Genomic DNA, 15,190 nt, shown 5'->3' with positions numbered 1-15,190 from the left:
GCTGGGACACCGCTATCGCGAGCAGGCTCACTCCTACAAGGGGTGATGTGCAAGAAGTTGTGAAATGCTCCGGGGCGTCCCCGTGGGGCGCTCTGGCTGTGAGCTATCTCTGACAATTCCAACAACACAAGAGAGGCAATGGCAATGGGTGTGTATGACTACAAAAACTTCGGTACAGCCGAGTCACAGGCATTGTTCAGCGATGCCATGGCGATCACGCTGTATTCCTACCACAACCTCGATAACGGCTTTGCCGCCGGTTATCAGGACAACGGCTTCGGCCTCGGCCTGCCGGCGACGTTGGTCACCGCGCTGATTGGCGGCACGGATTCGCAGGGTGTCATTCCCGGTATCCCGTGGAATCCCGACTCGGAAAAACTTGCCCTGGAGGCGGTGAAACAGGCCGGCTGGACACCGATCACCGCGGCGCAACTGGGTTACGACGGCAAGACCGACGCCCGCGGAACCTTTTTCGGCGAGAAGCCCGGCTACACCAGCGCGCAAGTGGAAATCCTCGGCAAGTACGACGCGCAGGGGCATCTGACGGAGCTGGGCATCGCGTTTCGTGGCACCAGCGGCCCGCGTGAAATCCTCATTGGCGACTCGATTGGTGACGTGATCAACGACCTGCTCGCCGCGTTCGGCCCGGCGGATTATGCGAAGAATTATGTCGGCGAAGCCTTTGGCAATCTGCTCAGCGACGTCGTCGCGTTCGCCCAGGCCAACGGCCTGATCGGCAAGGACGTGCTGGTCAGCGGCCACAGCCTCGGCGGCTTGGCGGTCAACAGCATGGCCGATCTGAGCAGCGACAAGTGGGGCGGATTTTTTGCCGAGTCCAATTACATCGCCTACGCCTCACCCACCCAGAGCAGCACCGACAAGGTGCTTAACATCGGCTACGAAAACGACCCGGTGTTCCGCGCCCTCGACGGCTCGACATTCACCGGTGCTTCGGTCGGCGTGCACGATGCGCCGCACACCTCGACCGCCGACAACATCGTCAGCTTCAACGATCACTACGCTTCGAATGCCTGGAATGTGCTGCCGTACTCGATCCTCAATATCCCGACGTGGATTTCACACCTGCCGACCGGCTACGGCGACGGCATGACTCGCGTGCTGGAGTCGGCGTTCTATGACCTGACCAGCCGCGACTCGACGATCATCGTCGCCAACCTGTCCGACCCGGCGCGGGCCAACACCTGGGTGCAAGACCTCAACCGCAATGCCGAGACCCACAAGGGCAGCACCTTTATCATCGGCAGCGACGCCAACGATCTGATTCAGGGCGGCAGTGGTAGCGACTATCTGGAGGGGCGCGCCGGCAACGACAGCTTTCGTGACAGCGGTGGTTACAACGTCATCCTCGGCGGGCAGGGCAGCAACACGCTGGATTTGCAGCAGACGGTGAAGAACTTCGACTTTGCCAACGACGGCGCCGGCACCCTGTATATCCGCGATGCCAACGGCGGGATCAGCATCACCCGGGACATCGGCAGCATCGTCACCCAGGAACCCGGTTTCCTCTGGGGCGTGTTCAAGGACGATGTGGTGCACAGCGTCACGGCCAGCGGTTTGAAATCCGGCACCAGCCTCACCGCCTACGAGTCGAGCAGCAAAGGCAGCGCTGGCGCCGATACCCTCAAGGCCCATGCCGGCGGTGACTGGTTATTCGGTCTTGCTGGCAACGATCATTTGATCGGCGGCGCAGGCAATGACGTGTTTGTCGGCGGCGCCGGGAACGATCTGCTGGAATCGGGGGGCGGCGCGGATACCTTCCTGTTCAATGGAGCGTTCGGCCAGGACCGGGTGGTTGGCTATACGGCCAACGACAAACTGGTATTTCTGGGCGTGCAGGGTGTGTTGCCGGGAGATGATTTTCGCGCACACGCCTCCAGCGCAGGGCAGGATACGTTGCTGACGTTCGGGGCGGATTCGGTGACGTTGGTGGGGGTGTCGCTGGGGAGTTTGAGTGCTGACGGGATTGTCATCGCCTGATCCATACCCCTGTGGCGAGGGAGCGTGCTCCCGCTTGAGTGCGCAGCGCTCACCCATATTTTCGGTCCGCTGCGCACTCAAGCGGGAGCAAGCTCCCTCGCCACAACAGGTATCAAAAGTGACTTGATAGCCATCTCCTGACTCCAAACCCTGCAAAAACAGGAAAAGCGGCCTAAAGCCATCACGTGTACACACGTTCTACAGCTAGCCGCCCATGAGCACAGGAGATTCAAACGTGAAAGGTTTCAAGGGGTCTGTCGGTTTCATTGCATGGGTGCTCTGTTCGCCCAGTGTCTGGGCCGATCTGCCTCAAAGCTCGATCCTCAGCCGCTACGGCATCACCACTGATCAACTGCCGGCGCCGGCGGCAACCGAACCGGTGGAACCGGTCGAAGAGAAGAGCCGTTTTCAGGTTCAGCCCGAACAGCCGTTCATGACGATTCGCCTGGGCGACGGCAAGGTGCCGCAAACCACTGGCAATCTGAGCATCGACCGCATGGTGCAGCAGGATCTGGAGCGTTGCCAACGTTTGCAGGGGGAACTGGCGAAGCGGGGCGGGAGTTACCTGCGTTGCGACGGCAGCATTCCCGGGATGCCGACTTTCGAATGACGAAACGATCCCTGTAGGAGCTGCCGAAGGTTCGGGCCGCGATCGGACGATCTTTTGATTGATCGTTCCCACGCGTAGCAAAGGAATGCCTCAACGGACGCTCCGCGTTCGGCTCTAAGGGGACGTAGAGGGTCCCGGCTGCATTCCCACGAGCGTGGGAATGCTCGGTCGGGGGAACCGTGCCGACTCAGTCTTCCTTGCGCACCGTTGCAACTTCGTCTGCGCGAACCTTGACCTTGGCGCCCGAAATGTCCTCGAACTCGTAGAAACCATCCTCAGTCTTGGTCTTCGGCATGTCCTCGGTCAGGTATTGGGTGCCGTTCTGCAACGTGACCACTGTCTGCGTCGAGCAACCGCCCAGGGCCAGCAGCGCCGTTACTGCCAAGGGGATGCCCAGTGCCTTGATTTTCATACCCACCTCTGATTCCTCATCACGTAATGCCGAGCATTGTCGGCCTCTAACGCGGTTGGTGCCACTACGCCGGAAAAAGTTCGATGGCTCAGTTAAAAAATGCCACTGATCCTTTTCCGTTTGCACCCGGCGGGGCAGAACTGGTATCTGTACGCATAACCAGTATTCGCCCGCATGGCCCTGAATTTCCGTGACTGCCAATCCCCTCGACGACCCGTTCTATTACCTCAACAACTTCCGGCAAGTGCTTGACTGGCTTGAACTTCGTTATGCCGATGTGCTGAGCGAAACCGAGCACGGGTTCATCCGCGACTTCAAAGCCTTGCCCCAGGCTGCACAGGGTTTGCTGGTGCGGCTGGTCATGCGCAAGGGGGTGCATTTTCGCGCGAGTAAACTCAATTACGACGAGATCGGTGATATCGCGCAGGCCGCGCAGCCGCTGCTTGATCACGGCTGGCTCGACGCGCAGGCGTCACTGTCCATGGTCGACTTGTTCGATGTGTTGCTCAAGGCCGAGATTCTGCAAGCGTTCGGCCCTTTCATCGACCAGCCCAAGGGGCGCAAAGACGATTGGCTGCCGTTGCTGACCGAGCAGTTTGCCGACGCCCGACGCCTGTGCGACTGGGCGCCGCTGCTCGACGATCAGCTGTTCAGCCTGACGATCATGGACCTGTGCGATCGCTTGCGGCTGATGTTCTTCGGCAACCTGTATCAGGACTGGTCAGAGTTCGTGCTGGCCGACCTGGGCATCTTTATCTACGAAAAAGTTGAATTCTGCAGCGAATCCCGCGGCCTGCGCAGCCGGGCTGACGTTGACGCCTGCCTGTTTCTGCACCAGTGCCAATTGCGTTTCGAGGCCGGCGAACCGCTGCAAGCCATCGCCGAGCAGGTCAGCGCGCTGCACTTCGACAATCCGTGGTTGCAACGCCGTCGGGACAAGGTACTGTTCCAGATCGGCCAGTACGCCGAGCGCATCGGCGAGCTTGCCTTCGCGCTGAGCGTCTACCGCGAAAGCGCCTGTCCCGGCACGCGGTTGCGCATGATCCGGGTTCTGGAGCGTTGCGGCGAATACCCGTTGGCGCTGGAACTCGCCACGCTGGCTGAACAGGCGCCGGAAAGTGCCGCCGAACAACAGGGCCTGCAGCGCATAGTGCCGCGATTGCGGCGCAAACTCGGCGGACCACCGCTGAAACGGGTCAAGGCCAGACCGGTCGAGCGTCTGGACCTGCAACTGCCGCGCAGCGACCCGGCATTGTCGGTGGAGTGTTATGTGCAGGCTCACCTGCATGACGACGATGGCCCGGTGCACTATGTGGAAAACAGCCTGATCAATGCACTGTTCGGCCTGCTGTGCTGGCCGGCGATCTTCGCGCCGCTGCCGGGGGCGTTCTTTCACCCGTTCCAGCGCGGTCCGGTTGACCTGTTGAACGAAGACTTTCAGCAACGCCGCGCCGAGCTGTTCGATGCGTGCCTGGCCGAACTTGACGACGGCCGTTATGCCGAGACCATTCGCGCCCGGTTTGTCAGCAAATGGGGCATACAGTCTCCGTTCGTGTTCTGGGGCGCCTTGCATGAAGACCTGCTGGAGCAGGCGCTGGCCTGCCTGCCGGCTGAACACCTCAAGCACTGGTTCAAGCGTCTGTTGCTCGACATCAAGGCCAACCGTGCCGGCATGCCTGACCTGATCCAGTTCTGGCCGCAGCACAAGACCTACCGGATGATTGAAGTCAAAGGCCCCGGCGACCGCTTGCAGGACAACCAACTGCGCTGGCTGGAATTCTGTCATGCGCATCAGATGCCGGTTGCGGTGTGCTACGTGCAATGGCTGGAGCAGAGCGCTTGAGCTACAGCGTTGCAGTGCGCGCGTTGTGCGAGTTCACCGCCAAGACCGGTGACCTCGACCTGCGGTTCACCCCGTCGCCGACAGCGCTGGAAGGCATTGTCGGCCATCGCACCGTGGCCGCCCGGCGCAGCGCGCACTACCAGAGCGAAGTCGCGCTGGAAGGCGAGTTCCGCCAGTTGAAAGTCAAGGGCAGGGCGGACGGCTACGATCCGGCGCAAAACTGCCTGGAAGAAGTCAAAACCTACCGTGGCGATTTGAGCAAGCAACCGGCCAATCACCGCCAGTTGCACTGGGCGCAGGCGAAGATCTACGGCTGGTTGATGTGCGGCAAGCTGGGTCTTGAGCAGATCAACCTGGCGCTGGTGTACTTCGACATCGTCAGCGAAAAGGAGACGTGCCTGATCGAGGCGTACAGCGCTGAGGCGCTCAAAACGTTTTTCGAACAGCAATGCGCGCTGTTCCTGCACTGGGCCGAACAGGAAATGGCCCATCGTCAGGCGCGCAATCTGGCAGCGCAGCAACTGGCATTTCCTCATGCCGACTTTCGTCCGGGCCAGCGGCATCTGGCCGAGTCGGTGTTCAAGGCCGTAAGCACCGGTCGCTGCCTGATGGCCCAGGCTCCGACCGGAATCGGCAAAACCCTCGGCACGCTGTTCCCCATGCTCAAGGCCCTGGCACCGCAGCAACTGGACAAGGTGTTCTTTCTCACCGCCAAGACACCGGGGCGCAAGCTGGCACTCGATGCCAGTCAGGTGTTGTTCGCGCAATCGCTGGCCTTGCCGTTGCGGGTTCTGGAAATGGTCGCGCGGGACAAGGCTTGCGAGCATCCGGACAAAGCCTGTCACGGCGAATCCTGCCCTCTGGCGCAGGGTTTTTACGATCGCTTGCCCGCTGCCCGTGAAGCCGCGGCCCGGGTCAACCTGCTGGATCAGGCGGCGATGCGTGAAGTCGCCGCGCAGCACGCGGTGTGCCCGTATTACCTGAGCCAGGAAATGGCCCGCTGGGCTGACGTGGTGGTCGCCGACTACAACTATTACTTCGATTTCAGTGCGCTGCTGTTCGGCCTGGCGCAGCTCAATCAATGGAAAGTTGCGGTGCTGGCCGACGAGGCGCACAACCTGGTTGAGCGCGGCCGGCAAATGTACAGCGCCAGCCTTGATCAGTTCACCTTCGCCAGCGTGCGTACAACCGCACCCGCAGCGCTGAAAAAAGCCCTGCAACGGATCAACCGCGAATGGAACGCCCTGCATGCCCCGCAGCTGGCGGCGTATCAGGCGTACGACAAGCCTCCGGAAAAATTGCTGCAAGCGATTGCCCTGGCCTGCGGTGCGATCGGCGATTATCTCAATGAGCATCCACAGGGCCTGGACAGCGGACTGCAGAATTTCTATTTCGACTTGCTGCAGTTTGCCCGGGTAGCGGAGTTGTATGACGCGCATTACCTGTTCGACATCAGCAAGCGCGACCTCGACCGCCCGCGTCCGATGTCGCACTTGTGTTTGCGTAACGTGGTGCCGGCGGCGTTCATCGGGCCACGGCTGAAAGCGGCGCGCAGCAGCGTGCTGTTCTCGGCGACGCTCAGTCCGCATGATTATTACGCCGATCTGCTCGGCACCCCGGGCGATACGGTGTGGATCGACGTCGAATCGCCCTTTGCCGCGGAACAGTTGCAGGTCCGCATCGTCAGCCAGATATCGACCCGTTTCAATCACCGTCAGGCCTCGCTGGAACCCATCGTCGAACTGATTGCACGCCAGTTCGCTGAGCGCCCGGGTAATTATCTGGCGTTTTTCAGCAGCTTCGATTACTTGCAGCAAGTGGCGACCTTGCTGGCTGAGCGCCATCCCCGGATTCCCTTGTGGCAACAGTCGCGGGGCATGGCTGAAGGGCCGCGACAGGCCTTCCTCGACCAGTTCACCGCGGACAGCCAAGGCGTCGGTTTTGCTGTGCTGGGCGGCGCGTTCGGCGAAGGCATCGACTTGCCGGGCGCCCGGTTGATCGGCGCATTCATTGCCACCCTCGGGCTGGCTCAGCTCAATCCGGTCAACGAACAACTGAAGCGGCGCATGGCGGCGATCTTCGGTGCCGGTTATGACTACACCTACCTGTATCCGGGGGTGCAGAAAGTCGTACAGGCCGCCGGCCGGGTGATCCGCACCCGTGAGGATCGGGGGGTGGTGGTACTGATTGACGACCGCTTTGCCGAATCCCGGGTCCAGCAGTTGTTACCGCGCTGGTGGGCGCTCAAAAACGACCCGGTGGCTGTCCAATTCGACGCAATGACGCATACTTCAGCACATGACACTGTGCGGTGAAAGTGATGAGTGAACCCAACAGGACGGCTGCGATCGAGGAGCGGCGTTTCAGGCTGCTGATCGATGCGGTTGTCGACTACGCGATCTACATGATCGACCCGGATGGCATCATCACCAGCTGGAACTCCGGCGCCAAGCGGTTCAAGGGGTACGAAAAAAACGAAATCCTTGGCGAGCATTTCTCGCGGTTCTACACCGCTGACGACCGTGCTGCCGGCCTGCCGCAACAGGCGCTCGACACCGCGATCAACGAAGGACGCTTTGAAGGCGAAGGCTGGCGGGTACGCAAGGACGGCACGCATTTCTGGTCGCACGTGGTGATCGATCCGATCATCGACACCAATGGTCAGTTGCTGGGTTTCGCCAAGATCACCCGCGACCTGACCGACCGCAAGATGGCCGAGGAAACCCTCAAGCAAAGCGAACAGCAGTTTCGCCTGCTGGTGCAGGGCGTTACGGACTACGCGATCTACATGCTCAGCCCCGAGGGGCGCGTCAGCAACTGGAACCAGGGCGCCCAGCGGATCAAGGGCTATCTGCCGGAAGAAATCATCGGTCAGCATTTTTCAATTTTCTACACCCCGGAAGACCGCGACAACGGCGAGCCGCAGCGGGCGCTGGAAATCGCCACCCGCGAGGGGCGTTTCGAAAATCGAAGCTGGCGGATGCGCAAGGACGGCACGCGTTTCCTGGCCCACGTGGTGGTCGATGCGATTCGCGGTGACACGGGCACGCTGCTGGGTTTTGCCAAGATCACCCGTGACGTGACCGAGGCCCACGAAGCGCAGGTGGCGCTGGAGAAAACCCGCGAAGCGTTGTTCCAGGCGCAGAAGATGCAGGCTATCGGACAGCTCAGCGGCGGCATCGCCCATGACTTCAACAATCTGCTGACGGTGATTCTCGGCAACCTGGAAATCGTCCAGAAGCGCGTGGGTGACGACGCCAGGATCGGTCGCCTCCTGGAGAATGCCACTCAGGGTGCCTTGCGCGGCGTATCGCTGACCCAGCGCATGCTGGCGTTCGCCCGCCGCCAGGAACTCAAGACCGAGTCGGTCGATATCCCGCAACTGGTGCAAGGCATCACCGGGCTGCTGCGCAGCTCGCTGGGACCGGGAATTCGCATCGAGACGCGGTTTCCCGAGGGGCTGGAACCGGTGCTGGCCGACAACAATCAATTGGAACTGGCGTTGCTCAACCTGGCCACCAACGCCCGCGATGCCATGCCCGAAGGTGGCTGCGTGATCATTGATGCGCAACCGCAAGTGGTGCTTGAACAAAGCCATGCGACGCTGGCGGCGGGGCGTTATGTCTGCCTGCGTCTGATCGATGATGGCGAGGGCATGGACGCCAGCACCTTGTCCTCGGCCAGGGACCCGTTTTTCACCACCAAGGGCTTGGGCAAAGGCACCGGGCTGGGGCTGTCGATGGTGCATGGCTTTATCGAGCAGTTGGGCGGGCGTTTCGTCCTCAAGAGTGCGAAAGGCCACGGCACCACCGCTGAACTGTGGATTCCGGTGGCCGGCGAGGGCGCGCCAAGCCGGTCACAGAGCCGGTCTGCCGAGCCGATCACGGTGCCAAGGCTCAGTGTACTGGTGGTGGACGACGACTCTCTGGTGCTGACCAGCACCAGTCTGTTGCTCGAGGACCTCGGCCATCGGGTGGTCAGTGCTACCTCGGGCAACCAGGCTCTGAAGCTGTTCGATGAGGGCGAAGTCATCGACCTGATGATCACTGACATGGCCATGCCGCACATGAGCGGTGCGCAACTGGCGCATGCCGTGCGTTTGCTCAAACCGGACCTGCCGATCATTCTCGCCACCGGTTATGCCGAACGCCTGGAAGGGTTCGCCGCGCAACTGCCGCGACTGCCCAAGCCATTCACGCAAATGAACCTGGTCGAAATCATCGCCCGGTCGATGAAAAGGGACACTGGTCGATCCGGCTGAACTTGTCGGAATACGCAGCCTTCCAATGGTCTTTATTCATCTGGAGGGCGCGTCTTTTGCCTCGCATACTGACTCAGCCGACCGCTGAAGAAACCCTGACCGAACATAACGCCAAGATGTTCGGCTCGCCCAAGGAACGGCTGGATTTCTATCGCCGGGAAATCCAGTACGAGACCAGCATCCTCGCCAATCGCACCGACGCCTATCTGGCGGCGCAGTCGTTTCTGGTGATTGCCTTCGCCTCGTGCATGGCTAACCTCAATCCGGAATGGGGCAAGATGTTCACCCTGGTGGTGCCGCCGTTTCTGGCATTGCTTGGCGTGCTCAGTTCACTCAACGCCTGGCCGGGGATTCGCGCGGCGTACGACATCATTGACCACTGGCATTTCAAGCAAAGCCAATTGCTGCACAGTGAACCGGTGATGGGCCTGGCCTATGACGAGTCGCCGCTGTTCAGCGAGATGGAATCGAGTCATAAGGGCTATCGCAAGTCGCTGCTGTTTTCGGTGCGCACGCCGTGGATCTTTGCCACGTTCTGGGTTCTGTTGGGCGTTTATGCGGTGTTTATTCAGGTGACCAATCCATGAGGTGGACGGGCGGGTGAGGCGCTTGCGCTGGATGTGTGGTGGGGTGGGATGTCTCCTCACCCCAGCCCTCTGGCGAAAGAGAGCGCTGGGGTGATGAGTCCTGGATTACGCCGTCTCAAGCTCACGCCGCGTTTGCACGGCATTCTGCACCGCCGCTGGAATGGGCGGGAAATCTTCGTTCAAGACATACAAATGGTCGATCGCGTCTTCAAACTTCGCATCGGCTTTCTTGCGCAAGGCTCGGTATTGCTCGAATCGCTCGAAGTCCGTCGGGGTCGTTTCAAGCAGTTCGTTCGCCGCTTTGTTCAGTGCGTGGGCTTCTTCGAACAGTTGGCGGTTGCGTTCCAGAGCCAGCGCTCTGCAAGCCTTGATTTGCGCAGGAGTCGAGCATTCGTTCATGACCGTGACCTTAATGTTGTCGAGGTTCCTTTTCATAGGCAGCGTGCCGCAGGGGAACCGAACCTGCCGGGCCGCGCCGGGTGATTGGCGCGGTTAATGTTGTGACCCGCGCACGGGGCTGGCTGATCCATTTTTTTGCAGAAAAAAATTCGATTATTTCCAACGATTTGGAGCGCTGGAAAAATCAGCTTTTTCGTTTCTTCAACTGTTCGTACCGCGCGAGCATCGGCTGCGTACTCACGCCGTGCAGCAGAATGCTCAGGGCCAGCACCGATAACGTGATATCGGTGCACACCGTCGCCACCTCGGCGCTCAAGCCGTGGTTCAAGGCGAAAAACAGATAAAACAGACTGCCGATGCCGCGAATGCCAAACCAGCCGATCAGCCCGCGTTGGGGCCAACTGAGCAAGCTGCCCCAAGGCATCACGGCCACGCTCAGCGGGCGAATCAGGCAAAACAGTACCGCGCCAATCCACAACGCTCGCCAATCCCAATGGGCGATCAGTACGACGCCGAGCAGGGTCACCAGAAAAACTTCCATCGCCCGCTCGACCAGGCTGCCAAAGGCAAGCATGTCGCCCATCATGATGCCGGCGGCCACCTGGCTGTCCTGCAGTTGCGCGGTATCGCCATGCACCGCGTCCTGCGGTTCGACGTTCTGGTGGCCAACCACGGGTTGTACCAGATGCTCGGCCGGCGGTTGGGTGACGCCGGTGGATTTGACTTCCTCCTGGCGTAAGCCGAGGCCGGCGGCGAACACCGAGAGAAACCCGTAGCCGCCTATTGCATCCGCAACCACGTAAGCCAGTGCAATCAACGCCAGCGTGAGGTAATCATTCGGCCCCAGTGTGCTGTCCTCGTTGTGAATCCGCAGTGACAGGGCGATGCGGCCGATGCCACGGCCCATCCAGTAACCGGTCAGCAGACCCGCCGGCACGGCCCACAACAGGCTGCGCAATACCCAGTCCTGCCATTCGCCGGGGCTGCCATCGCCGTGCAATAACAGCAGGCCGAGAATTACGAAAGGGAATGCGACGCCGTCGTTGAGTCCAGCCTCTCCGGAAAGGCCGAAACGCACGCTGTCGACGTCCTGCGCATCGTTGACCTGGACCAGCGCGGCGAGGACCGGATCGGTCGGTGCGAGAATCGCGCCGATCAGCAATGACGGCCCCCACGGCAATTGCAGGCCCCAATGCAGCAGCAGGCACACGCCGATGATCGTCAGCAGCATGACCGGCCCGGCGAGGCCGAAAGCGATGCACCAGGTTTTGTTGCGCAGCGGCAGGCGCAATTTCAACCCACAGACAAACAGCGAAAAGAGCACCGCGACTTCAGTCAGGTGCTCCATCCACAGCGAAGCGTTTTCCAGCGACAGTTTCAGCAGGTTCAGGCCACTGGGGCCGATAACGATGCCTAGCAGCAGGCACACCGCTGACGTCGTGACCGGCAGCCAGCGCAGCCACGAAGAGGTCAGGGCCAGGGTCAGCAGTACGCCGCCGAGCACCGCGACCCATACGCTGAAGTTCATCTTCGGGCACCGCCACGTGTCGTCAGGCGCAAACGCACCGGATCAACCCGCATGGGTGCGCAAATACTCAGGCGTGAGCACGTTGAACCACAGCAGGATCATCGACACCAGGATTGTCACCAGCACCAGCAGACCGACGCCCCAGACACTCGCCGAGTACAACAGGCCTTGCTCCCGGCGTTCGTGCATGAAGGTCGGCAGGCCGACGAACAGCAGGAACGTCGAATACACCGATGCCGCCCCCAGCACCAGAATGGCCAGCCAGCGGCTTGGGTAAAGGCCGGCGATTCCGGCGATGAAAAAAGGTGTCACGGTGTAGGCGGCAAAGCCGATGCACTGATTCAGCGTCGGGCGGGTATCGAAGGAACGCGACATCCAGCGGATGAAACCGCCCATCAACGCCACGCCGATAACTATGGTCAGGTACAGCAAAACGCACAATTGCACAGCGCTCGCGGCGCTCAGCTTTACCGTCTCACCCGCGGCGAGGCTCCAGCCGACATAGGTGGTACCGACGAACAGGCAGACAGCAGGAATCAGCGCCAGGACCAGCAAATGCGCAAGATAGTGGCGCGGATGAGCCTCTTCTTCGCGGCGGATATCGGTCCAGGCGAAATTGGGTTGGGTGAAGAGTTTGACGATCGGTGCGGACATGACGATCTCCTTTTCCTGACGGCCCGTTGGGCGCTTACAGGTATGGAGAGGCGTCATGCCGCTGGGTTCAGTTTTTCTTGAACACGGTTACAGCATCGGTTTGCCGCCGGTCACGCCGTAGCGCTGGCCGGTGATGTAACTGGCTTGATCCGACGCCAGCAGCACGTAGATCGGCGCGACTTCCACCGGCTGACCGGGGCGGCCGAGCGGCGTGTTGCCACCGAAGTTCTGCACTTCTTCCTCGGGCATGGTCGAGACGATCAACGGCGTCCAGATCGGCCCGGGTGCAACGCTGTTCACACGGATTTCCTTAGGCCCGAGCATCTGCGCCAGGCCACCGGTGAAGTTGGCGATGGCGCCTTTGGTGGTGGCGTAGGCGAGCAGGGTCGGTTTGGGCATGTCCGAATTGACCGAACTGGTGTTGATGATCGATGAACCGGGACGCATGTGTTTGATCGCTGCCTGGCAAATCCTGAACATGGCGGTGATGTTGACGTCGAAGGTCATCACCCATTCGTCATCGGGGATGTCTTCAAAGTTTTCGTGGGTCATCTGGAACGCGGCATTATTGACCAGCACATCGATGCGGCCAAAGCGCTCTACAGTCTTGTCGACCAGCGCCTGGCAATGGGCTTTTTCGGCGATATCGCCGGGCAGCAACAGGCATTGACGCCCGGCCTGTTCGACCCAGCGTGCGGTTTCCTGGGCGTCTTCGTGTTCGTTGAGGTAGGCGACGGCGACGTCGGCGCCCTCACGGGCAAAGGCAATCGCCACCGCGCGGCCGATGCCGCTGTCAGCGCCGGTGATCAGGGCGATCTTGCCGCTCAGTCGCCCGGAGCCAACGTAGCTTTGCTCGCCGCAGTCGGGGTACGGTTCCATTTTACGCTGCGAGCCGGGCACCGGTTGGGCTTGTTGGGGGAAGGGTGGTTTTGGATAGTCAGTCATCGCGGGTCTCCTGATTTCAAGGCCAGTGTTCGGGGTTGACCCGATGGCTTTGCCTTGAGTTCGATCGGATTTGCAGCGGATTTAGTTGCGTGGATCGCATCCAAATGTGGGAGCGAGCCTGCTCGCGAAGGCAATTGATCAGTCTGGAAACCTTGGCTGACCCACCGCTTTCGTACAGCGCCGCTCGTGTCGCGGTCATGGCATACTGCCGCGCATGACTTTCGACTCCCCCCTGAGCGCTTGGCAACACGCGGTCCAACATAAGGGCTTCATCCAGGATGAAGCTCAGGAACACGCGGTCTGGGCGCTGCAAAAATGCCATGAAGCCTTGCACAGCGGTGCCCGCTCCGTCAGCGGTGTGTACCTGTGGGGCCCGGTCGGACGCGGCAAGACCTGGCTGATGGATCAGTTCTATCAGAGCCTGCGCGTGCCCGCCCGGCGCCAGCACTTTCACCACTTCATGGGATGGGTGCATCAGCGCTCGTTTCAACTGACCGGCATCGCTGATCCCTTGCGGGCATTGGCGCGCGAGTTGGCCGCTGAGGTCCACGTGCTGTGCTTCGATGAGCTGTTCGTCAACGATATTGGCGACGCGATTATTCTCGGGCGCCTGTTTCAGGTCATGTTCGACGAGGGCGTGGTGGTGGTCTGTACCTCCAACCTGCCGCCGGACGATCTGTATGCCGATGGCTTCAACCGCGACCGGTTTACCCCCGCGATTGCCGCGATCAAGGCGCACATGCAAGTGGTCGCAGTGAACGGCGCCGAGGATCACCGCCTGCATCCGGGCGCCATTGAACGGCGCTATTTTGTCAGTGCGGCCGGATCGCCGAGCGCATTGTCCGAGGTGTTCAACGTACTGAATGCCGGGCAACCGTCCGCTGCCGAGCCCGTTGCCGTGGGGCACCGAATGCTCAATGTGGTGCGGGCCAGCCAAGACGTGCTGTGGTGCCGTTACGCTGATCTGTGCGAGCAACCGTTCGCCGCGATGGACTTCATCGCGCTGTGCGACTGCTACCGGGCTATTCTGTTGAGCGAAGTGCCGAACCTGAGTGCGCGCAAGCGCGAGGGGCGCATTGCTCGCGGCACCGAAGATGGCGCCGAACGGGTGATCGCAGGTGATCGCGAATTGCCGCAATTGTCGGTGCACGACGATGGCGTACGTCGATTCATCGCGCTGGTGGACGAGTGCTACGACCGTAAAGTGCCGTTGTACATCGAGGCGCAGGTGCCGATGGATGCGCTCTACACCGAGGGTTATCTGCAGTTCCCGTTCCGCCGCACCCTCAGCCGTCTACAAGAGATGCAACTGCAGCGTTTCGCCGAAGCTTGAACAAGGAGAGGGCGCCGACATGAGCCAACCGCTGTCCCATCATTTGCTGACCATGGCCTATCAAAATGCCTGGGCCAATCATCGTCTGGCCAAGGCCTGGATCCAGCTCGACGCCGCTGAACTGGCGGCGCCACGGGTGAGCTTCTTTCCGGGCATCCGCCTGACGCTCAACCACATTCTCACCTGCGACTGGTTTTACGTCGATGCGCTGGAGCGAGAGCTGCGCGGTGACGAGCCGCACCCGGACTGCTACGTGTTCTTCAATCAGGACGAGCCATTTACCGAAGCCGCCTCGTTGCGCGACGAGCAGGCCCGCGTCGACCGACGGTTGATCGCTTATTGCGAACAACTGCGCGATGCCGAGCTGACGCGAATCGTCACCATTGCGCGCGACACACCGCAACATGACAGTCGTCTGCGTCTGCTGTCGCATCTGTTTGGGCATCAGATCCATCATCGAGGTCAGGTCCATGCGATGCTCAGCGGGACGTCGGTCGAGCCACCGCAACTGGATGAATTTTTCTGTGCCGGCGAAAGCGCACTGCGCGCCGAAGACTTTGCCGAACTGGGCTGGACCGAGGAACTGATCTGGGGACATTGATAAAGCAAAAGAGCGCAGC

13 protein-coding genes are annotated in these 15,190 nt (G+C 60.8%); 8 read left to right on the top strand and 5 right to left on the bottom strand.

What is annotated here, in order from left to right; genetic code table 11:
* Nucleotides 1-144 precede the first annotated feature (144 nt).
* A complete protein-coding gene (locus tag HU743_RS09990; RefSeq protein WP_186648403.1) occupies nt 145-1,998 on the top strand; it encodes a polyurethanase in 1,854 nt (617 codons plus the stop codon).
* A gap of 235 nt (nt 1,999-2,233) precedes the next feature.
* Nucleotides 2,234-2,608, top strand: a complete 375-nt coding sequence (locus HU743_RS09985) for a hypothetical protein (RefSeq protein WP_186648386.1) — start codon at nt 2,234-2,236, stop codon at nt 2,606-2,608.
* 187 nt (nt 2,609-2,795) lie between these two features.
* Here the strand turns inward: HU743_RS09985 and HU743_RS09980 are convergent, their stop codons facing one another.
* A complete protein-coding gene (locus tag HU743_RS09980; protein ID WP_186548345.1) occupies nt 2,796-3,020 on the bottom strand; it encodes a YgdI/YgdR family lipoprotein in 225 nt (74 codons plus the stop codon).
* Nucleotides 3,021-3,210: 190 nt separating this feature from the next.
* Between HU743_RS09980 and HU743_RS09975 the strand changes: the two genes are divergently transcribed.
* From HU743_RS09975 to HU743_RS09960, 4 genes are read left to right on the top strand one after another with little or no spacing between them, the layout of a single operon-like run.
* Nucleotides 3,211-4,863, top strand: coding sequence for a VRR-NUC domain-containing protein (locus HU743_RS09975; protein WP_186648385.1), 1,653 nt, complete (start codon nt 3,211-3,213; stop codon nt 4,861-4,863).
* Nucleotides 4,860-7,178 (top strand): ATP-dependent DNA helicase, encoded by a 2,319-nt coding sequence (locus HU743_RS09970; RefSeq protein ID WP_186648384.1) that lies wholly within the window; start codon nt 4,860-4,862, stop codon nt 7,176-7,178. Before HU743_RS09975 ends, HU743_RS09970 begins: the two co-directional genes overlap by 4 nt.
* A gap of 5 nt (nt 7,179-7,183) precedes the next feature.
* The gene (locus HU743_RS09965; RefSeq protein ID WP_186648383.1) at nt 7,184-9,124 is read left to right on the top strand and encodes a PAS domain-containing sensor histidine kinase; all 1,941 of its coding nucleotides are present in this window, start codon (nt 7,184-7,186) and stop codon (nt 9,122-9,124) included.
* A 56-nt stretch (nt 9,125-9,180) separates the two neighbouring features.
* Nucleotides 9,181-9,711: a hypothetical protein gene (locus HU743_RS09960; protein ID WP_186648382.1), complete on the top strand. Its 531-nt coding sequence runs from the start codon at nt 9,181-9,183 to the stop codon at nt 9,709-9,711.
* A 105-nt stretch (nt 9,712-9,816) separates the two neighbouring features.
* On the opposite strand, the gene HU743_RS09955 is transcribed toward HU743_RS09960, so the two are convergent.
* The 4 genes from HU743_RS09955 to HU743_RS09940 form a co-directional block, all read right to left on the bottom strand.
* On the bottom strand, nt 9,817-10,110 hold the full coding sequence (locus HU743_RS09955) for a hypothetical protein (RefSeq protein WP_186548333.1): 294 nt from the start codon (nt 10,108-10,110) through the stop codon (nt 9,817-9,819).
* Nucleotides 10,111-10,294: 184 nt separating this feature from the next.
* Nucleotides 10,295-11,638 carry a cation:proton antiporter gene (locus HU743_RS09950; protein ID WP_186648381.1) on the bottom strand — a complete coding sequence of 448 codons (1,344 nt, stop codon included), beginning with the start codon at nt 11,636-11,638 and terminating at the stop codon, nt 10,295-10,297.
* Nucleotides 11,639-11,680: 42 nt separating this feature from the next.
* Nucleotides 11,681-12,292: a Yip1 family protein gene (locus tag HU743_RS09945; protein WP_186618962.1), complete on the bottom strand. Its 612-nt coding sequence runs from the start codon at nt 12,290-12,292 to the stop codon at nt 11,681-11,683.
* Nucleotides 12,293-12,379: 87 nt separating this feature from the next.
* A complete protein-coding gene (locus HU743_RS09940; protein ID WP_186618961.1) occupies nt 12,380-13,237 on the bottom strand; it encodes an SDR family oxidoreductase in 858 nt (285 codons plus the stop codon).
* Between the two features lie 214 nt (nt 13,238-13,451).
* Here HU743_RS09940 and zapE point away from each other — a divergent pair, with 214 nt between their 5' ends.
* Both zapE and HU743_RS09930 read left to right on the top strand, forming a co-directional pair.
* Nucleotides 13,452-14,570 carry a cell division protein ZapE gene (zapE, locus tag HU743_RS09935; protein WP_186648379.1) on the top strand — a complete coding sequence of 373 codons (1,119 nt, stop codon included), beginning with the start codon at nt 13,452-13,454 and terminating at the stop codon, nt 14,568-14,570.
* Nucleotides 14,571-14,589: 19 nt separating this feature from the next.
* Complete coding sequence (locus HU743_RS09930) at nt 14,590-15,171, top strand: DinB family protein (RefSeq protein ID WP_186648377.1); 582 nt, start codon at nt 14,590-14,592, stop codon at nt 15,169-15,171.
* Nucleotides 15,172-15,190 lie beyond the last annotated feature (19 nt).

This window comes from Pseudomonas sp. SWRI99 (assembly GCF_014270125.1).
Classification (GTDB): Bacteria; Pseudomonadota; Gammaproteobacteria; order Pseudomonadales; family Pseudomonadaceae; genus Aquipseudomonas; species Aquipseudomonas hamedanensis.
Note: the sequence above shows the minus strand (reverse complement) of the source record. Positions and strands in the feature narration are given on the sequence as shown.

Coding starts and splice junctions, on each gene's coding strand:
- HU743_RS09990 (WP_186648403.1), top strand. CDS start 145: ATGGGTGTGTATGACTACAAAAACTTCGGTACAGCCGAGTCACAGGCA.
- HU743_RS09980 (WP_186548345.1), bottom strand. CDS start 3,020: ATGAAAATCAAGGCACTGGGCATCCCCTTGGCAGTAACGGCGCTGCTG.
- HU743_RS09965 (WP_186648383.1), top strand. CDS start 7,184: ATGAGTGAACCCAACAGGACGGCTGCGATCGAGGAGCGGCGTTTCAGG.
- HU743_RS09955 (WP_186548333.1), bottom strand. CDS start 10,110: ATGAACGAATGCTCGACTCCTGCGCAAATCAAGGCTTGCAGAGCGCTG.
- HU743_RS09950 (WP_186648381.1), bottom strand. CDS start 11,638: ATGAACTTCAGCGTATGGGTCGCGGTGCTCGGCGGCGTACTGCTGACC.
- HU743_RS09945 (WP_186618962.1), bottom strand. CDS start 12,292: ATGTCCGCACCGATCGTCAAACTCTTCACCCAACCCAATTTCGCCTGG.
- HU743_RS09940 (WP_186618961.1), bottom strand. CDS start 13,237: ATGACTGACTATCCAAAACCACCCTTCCCCCAACAAGCCCAACCGGTG.
- zapE (WP_186648379.1), top strand. CDS start 13,452: ATGACTTTCGACTCCCCCCTGAGCGCTTGGCAACACGCGGTCCAACAT.
- HU743_RS09930 (WP_186648377.1), top strand. CDS start 14,590: ATGAGCCAACCGCTGTCCCATCATTTGCTGACCATGGCCTATCAAAAT.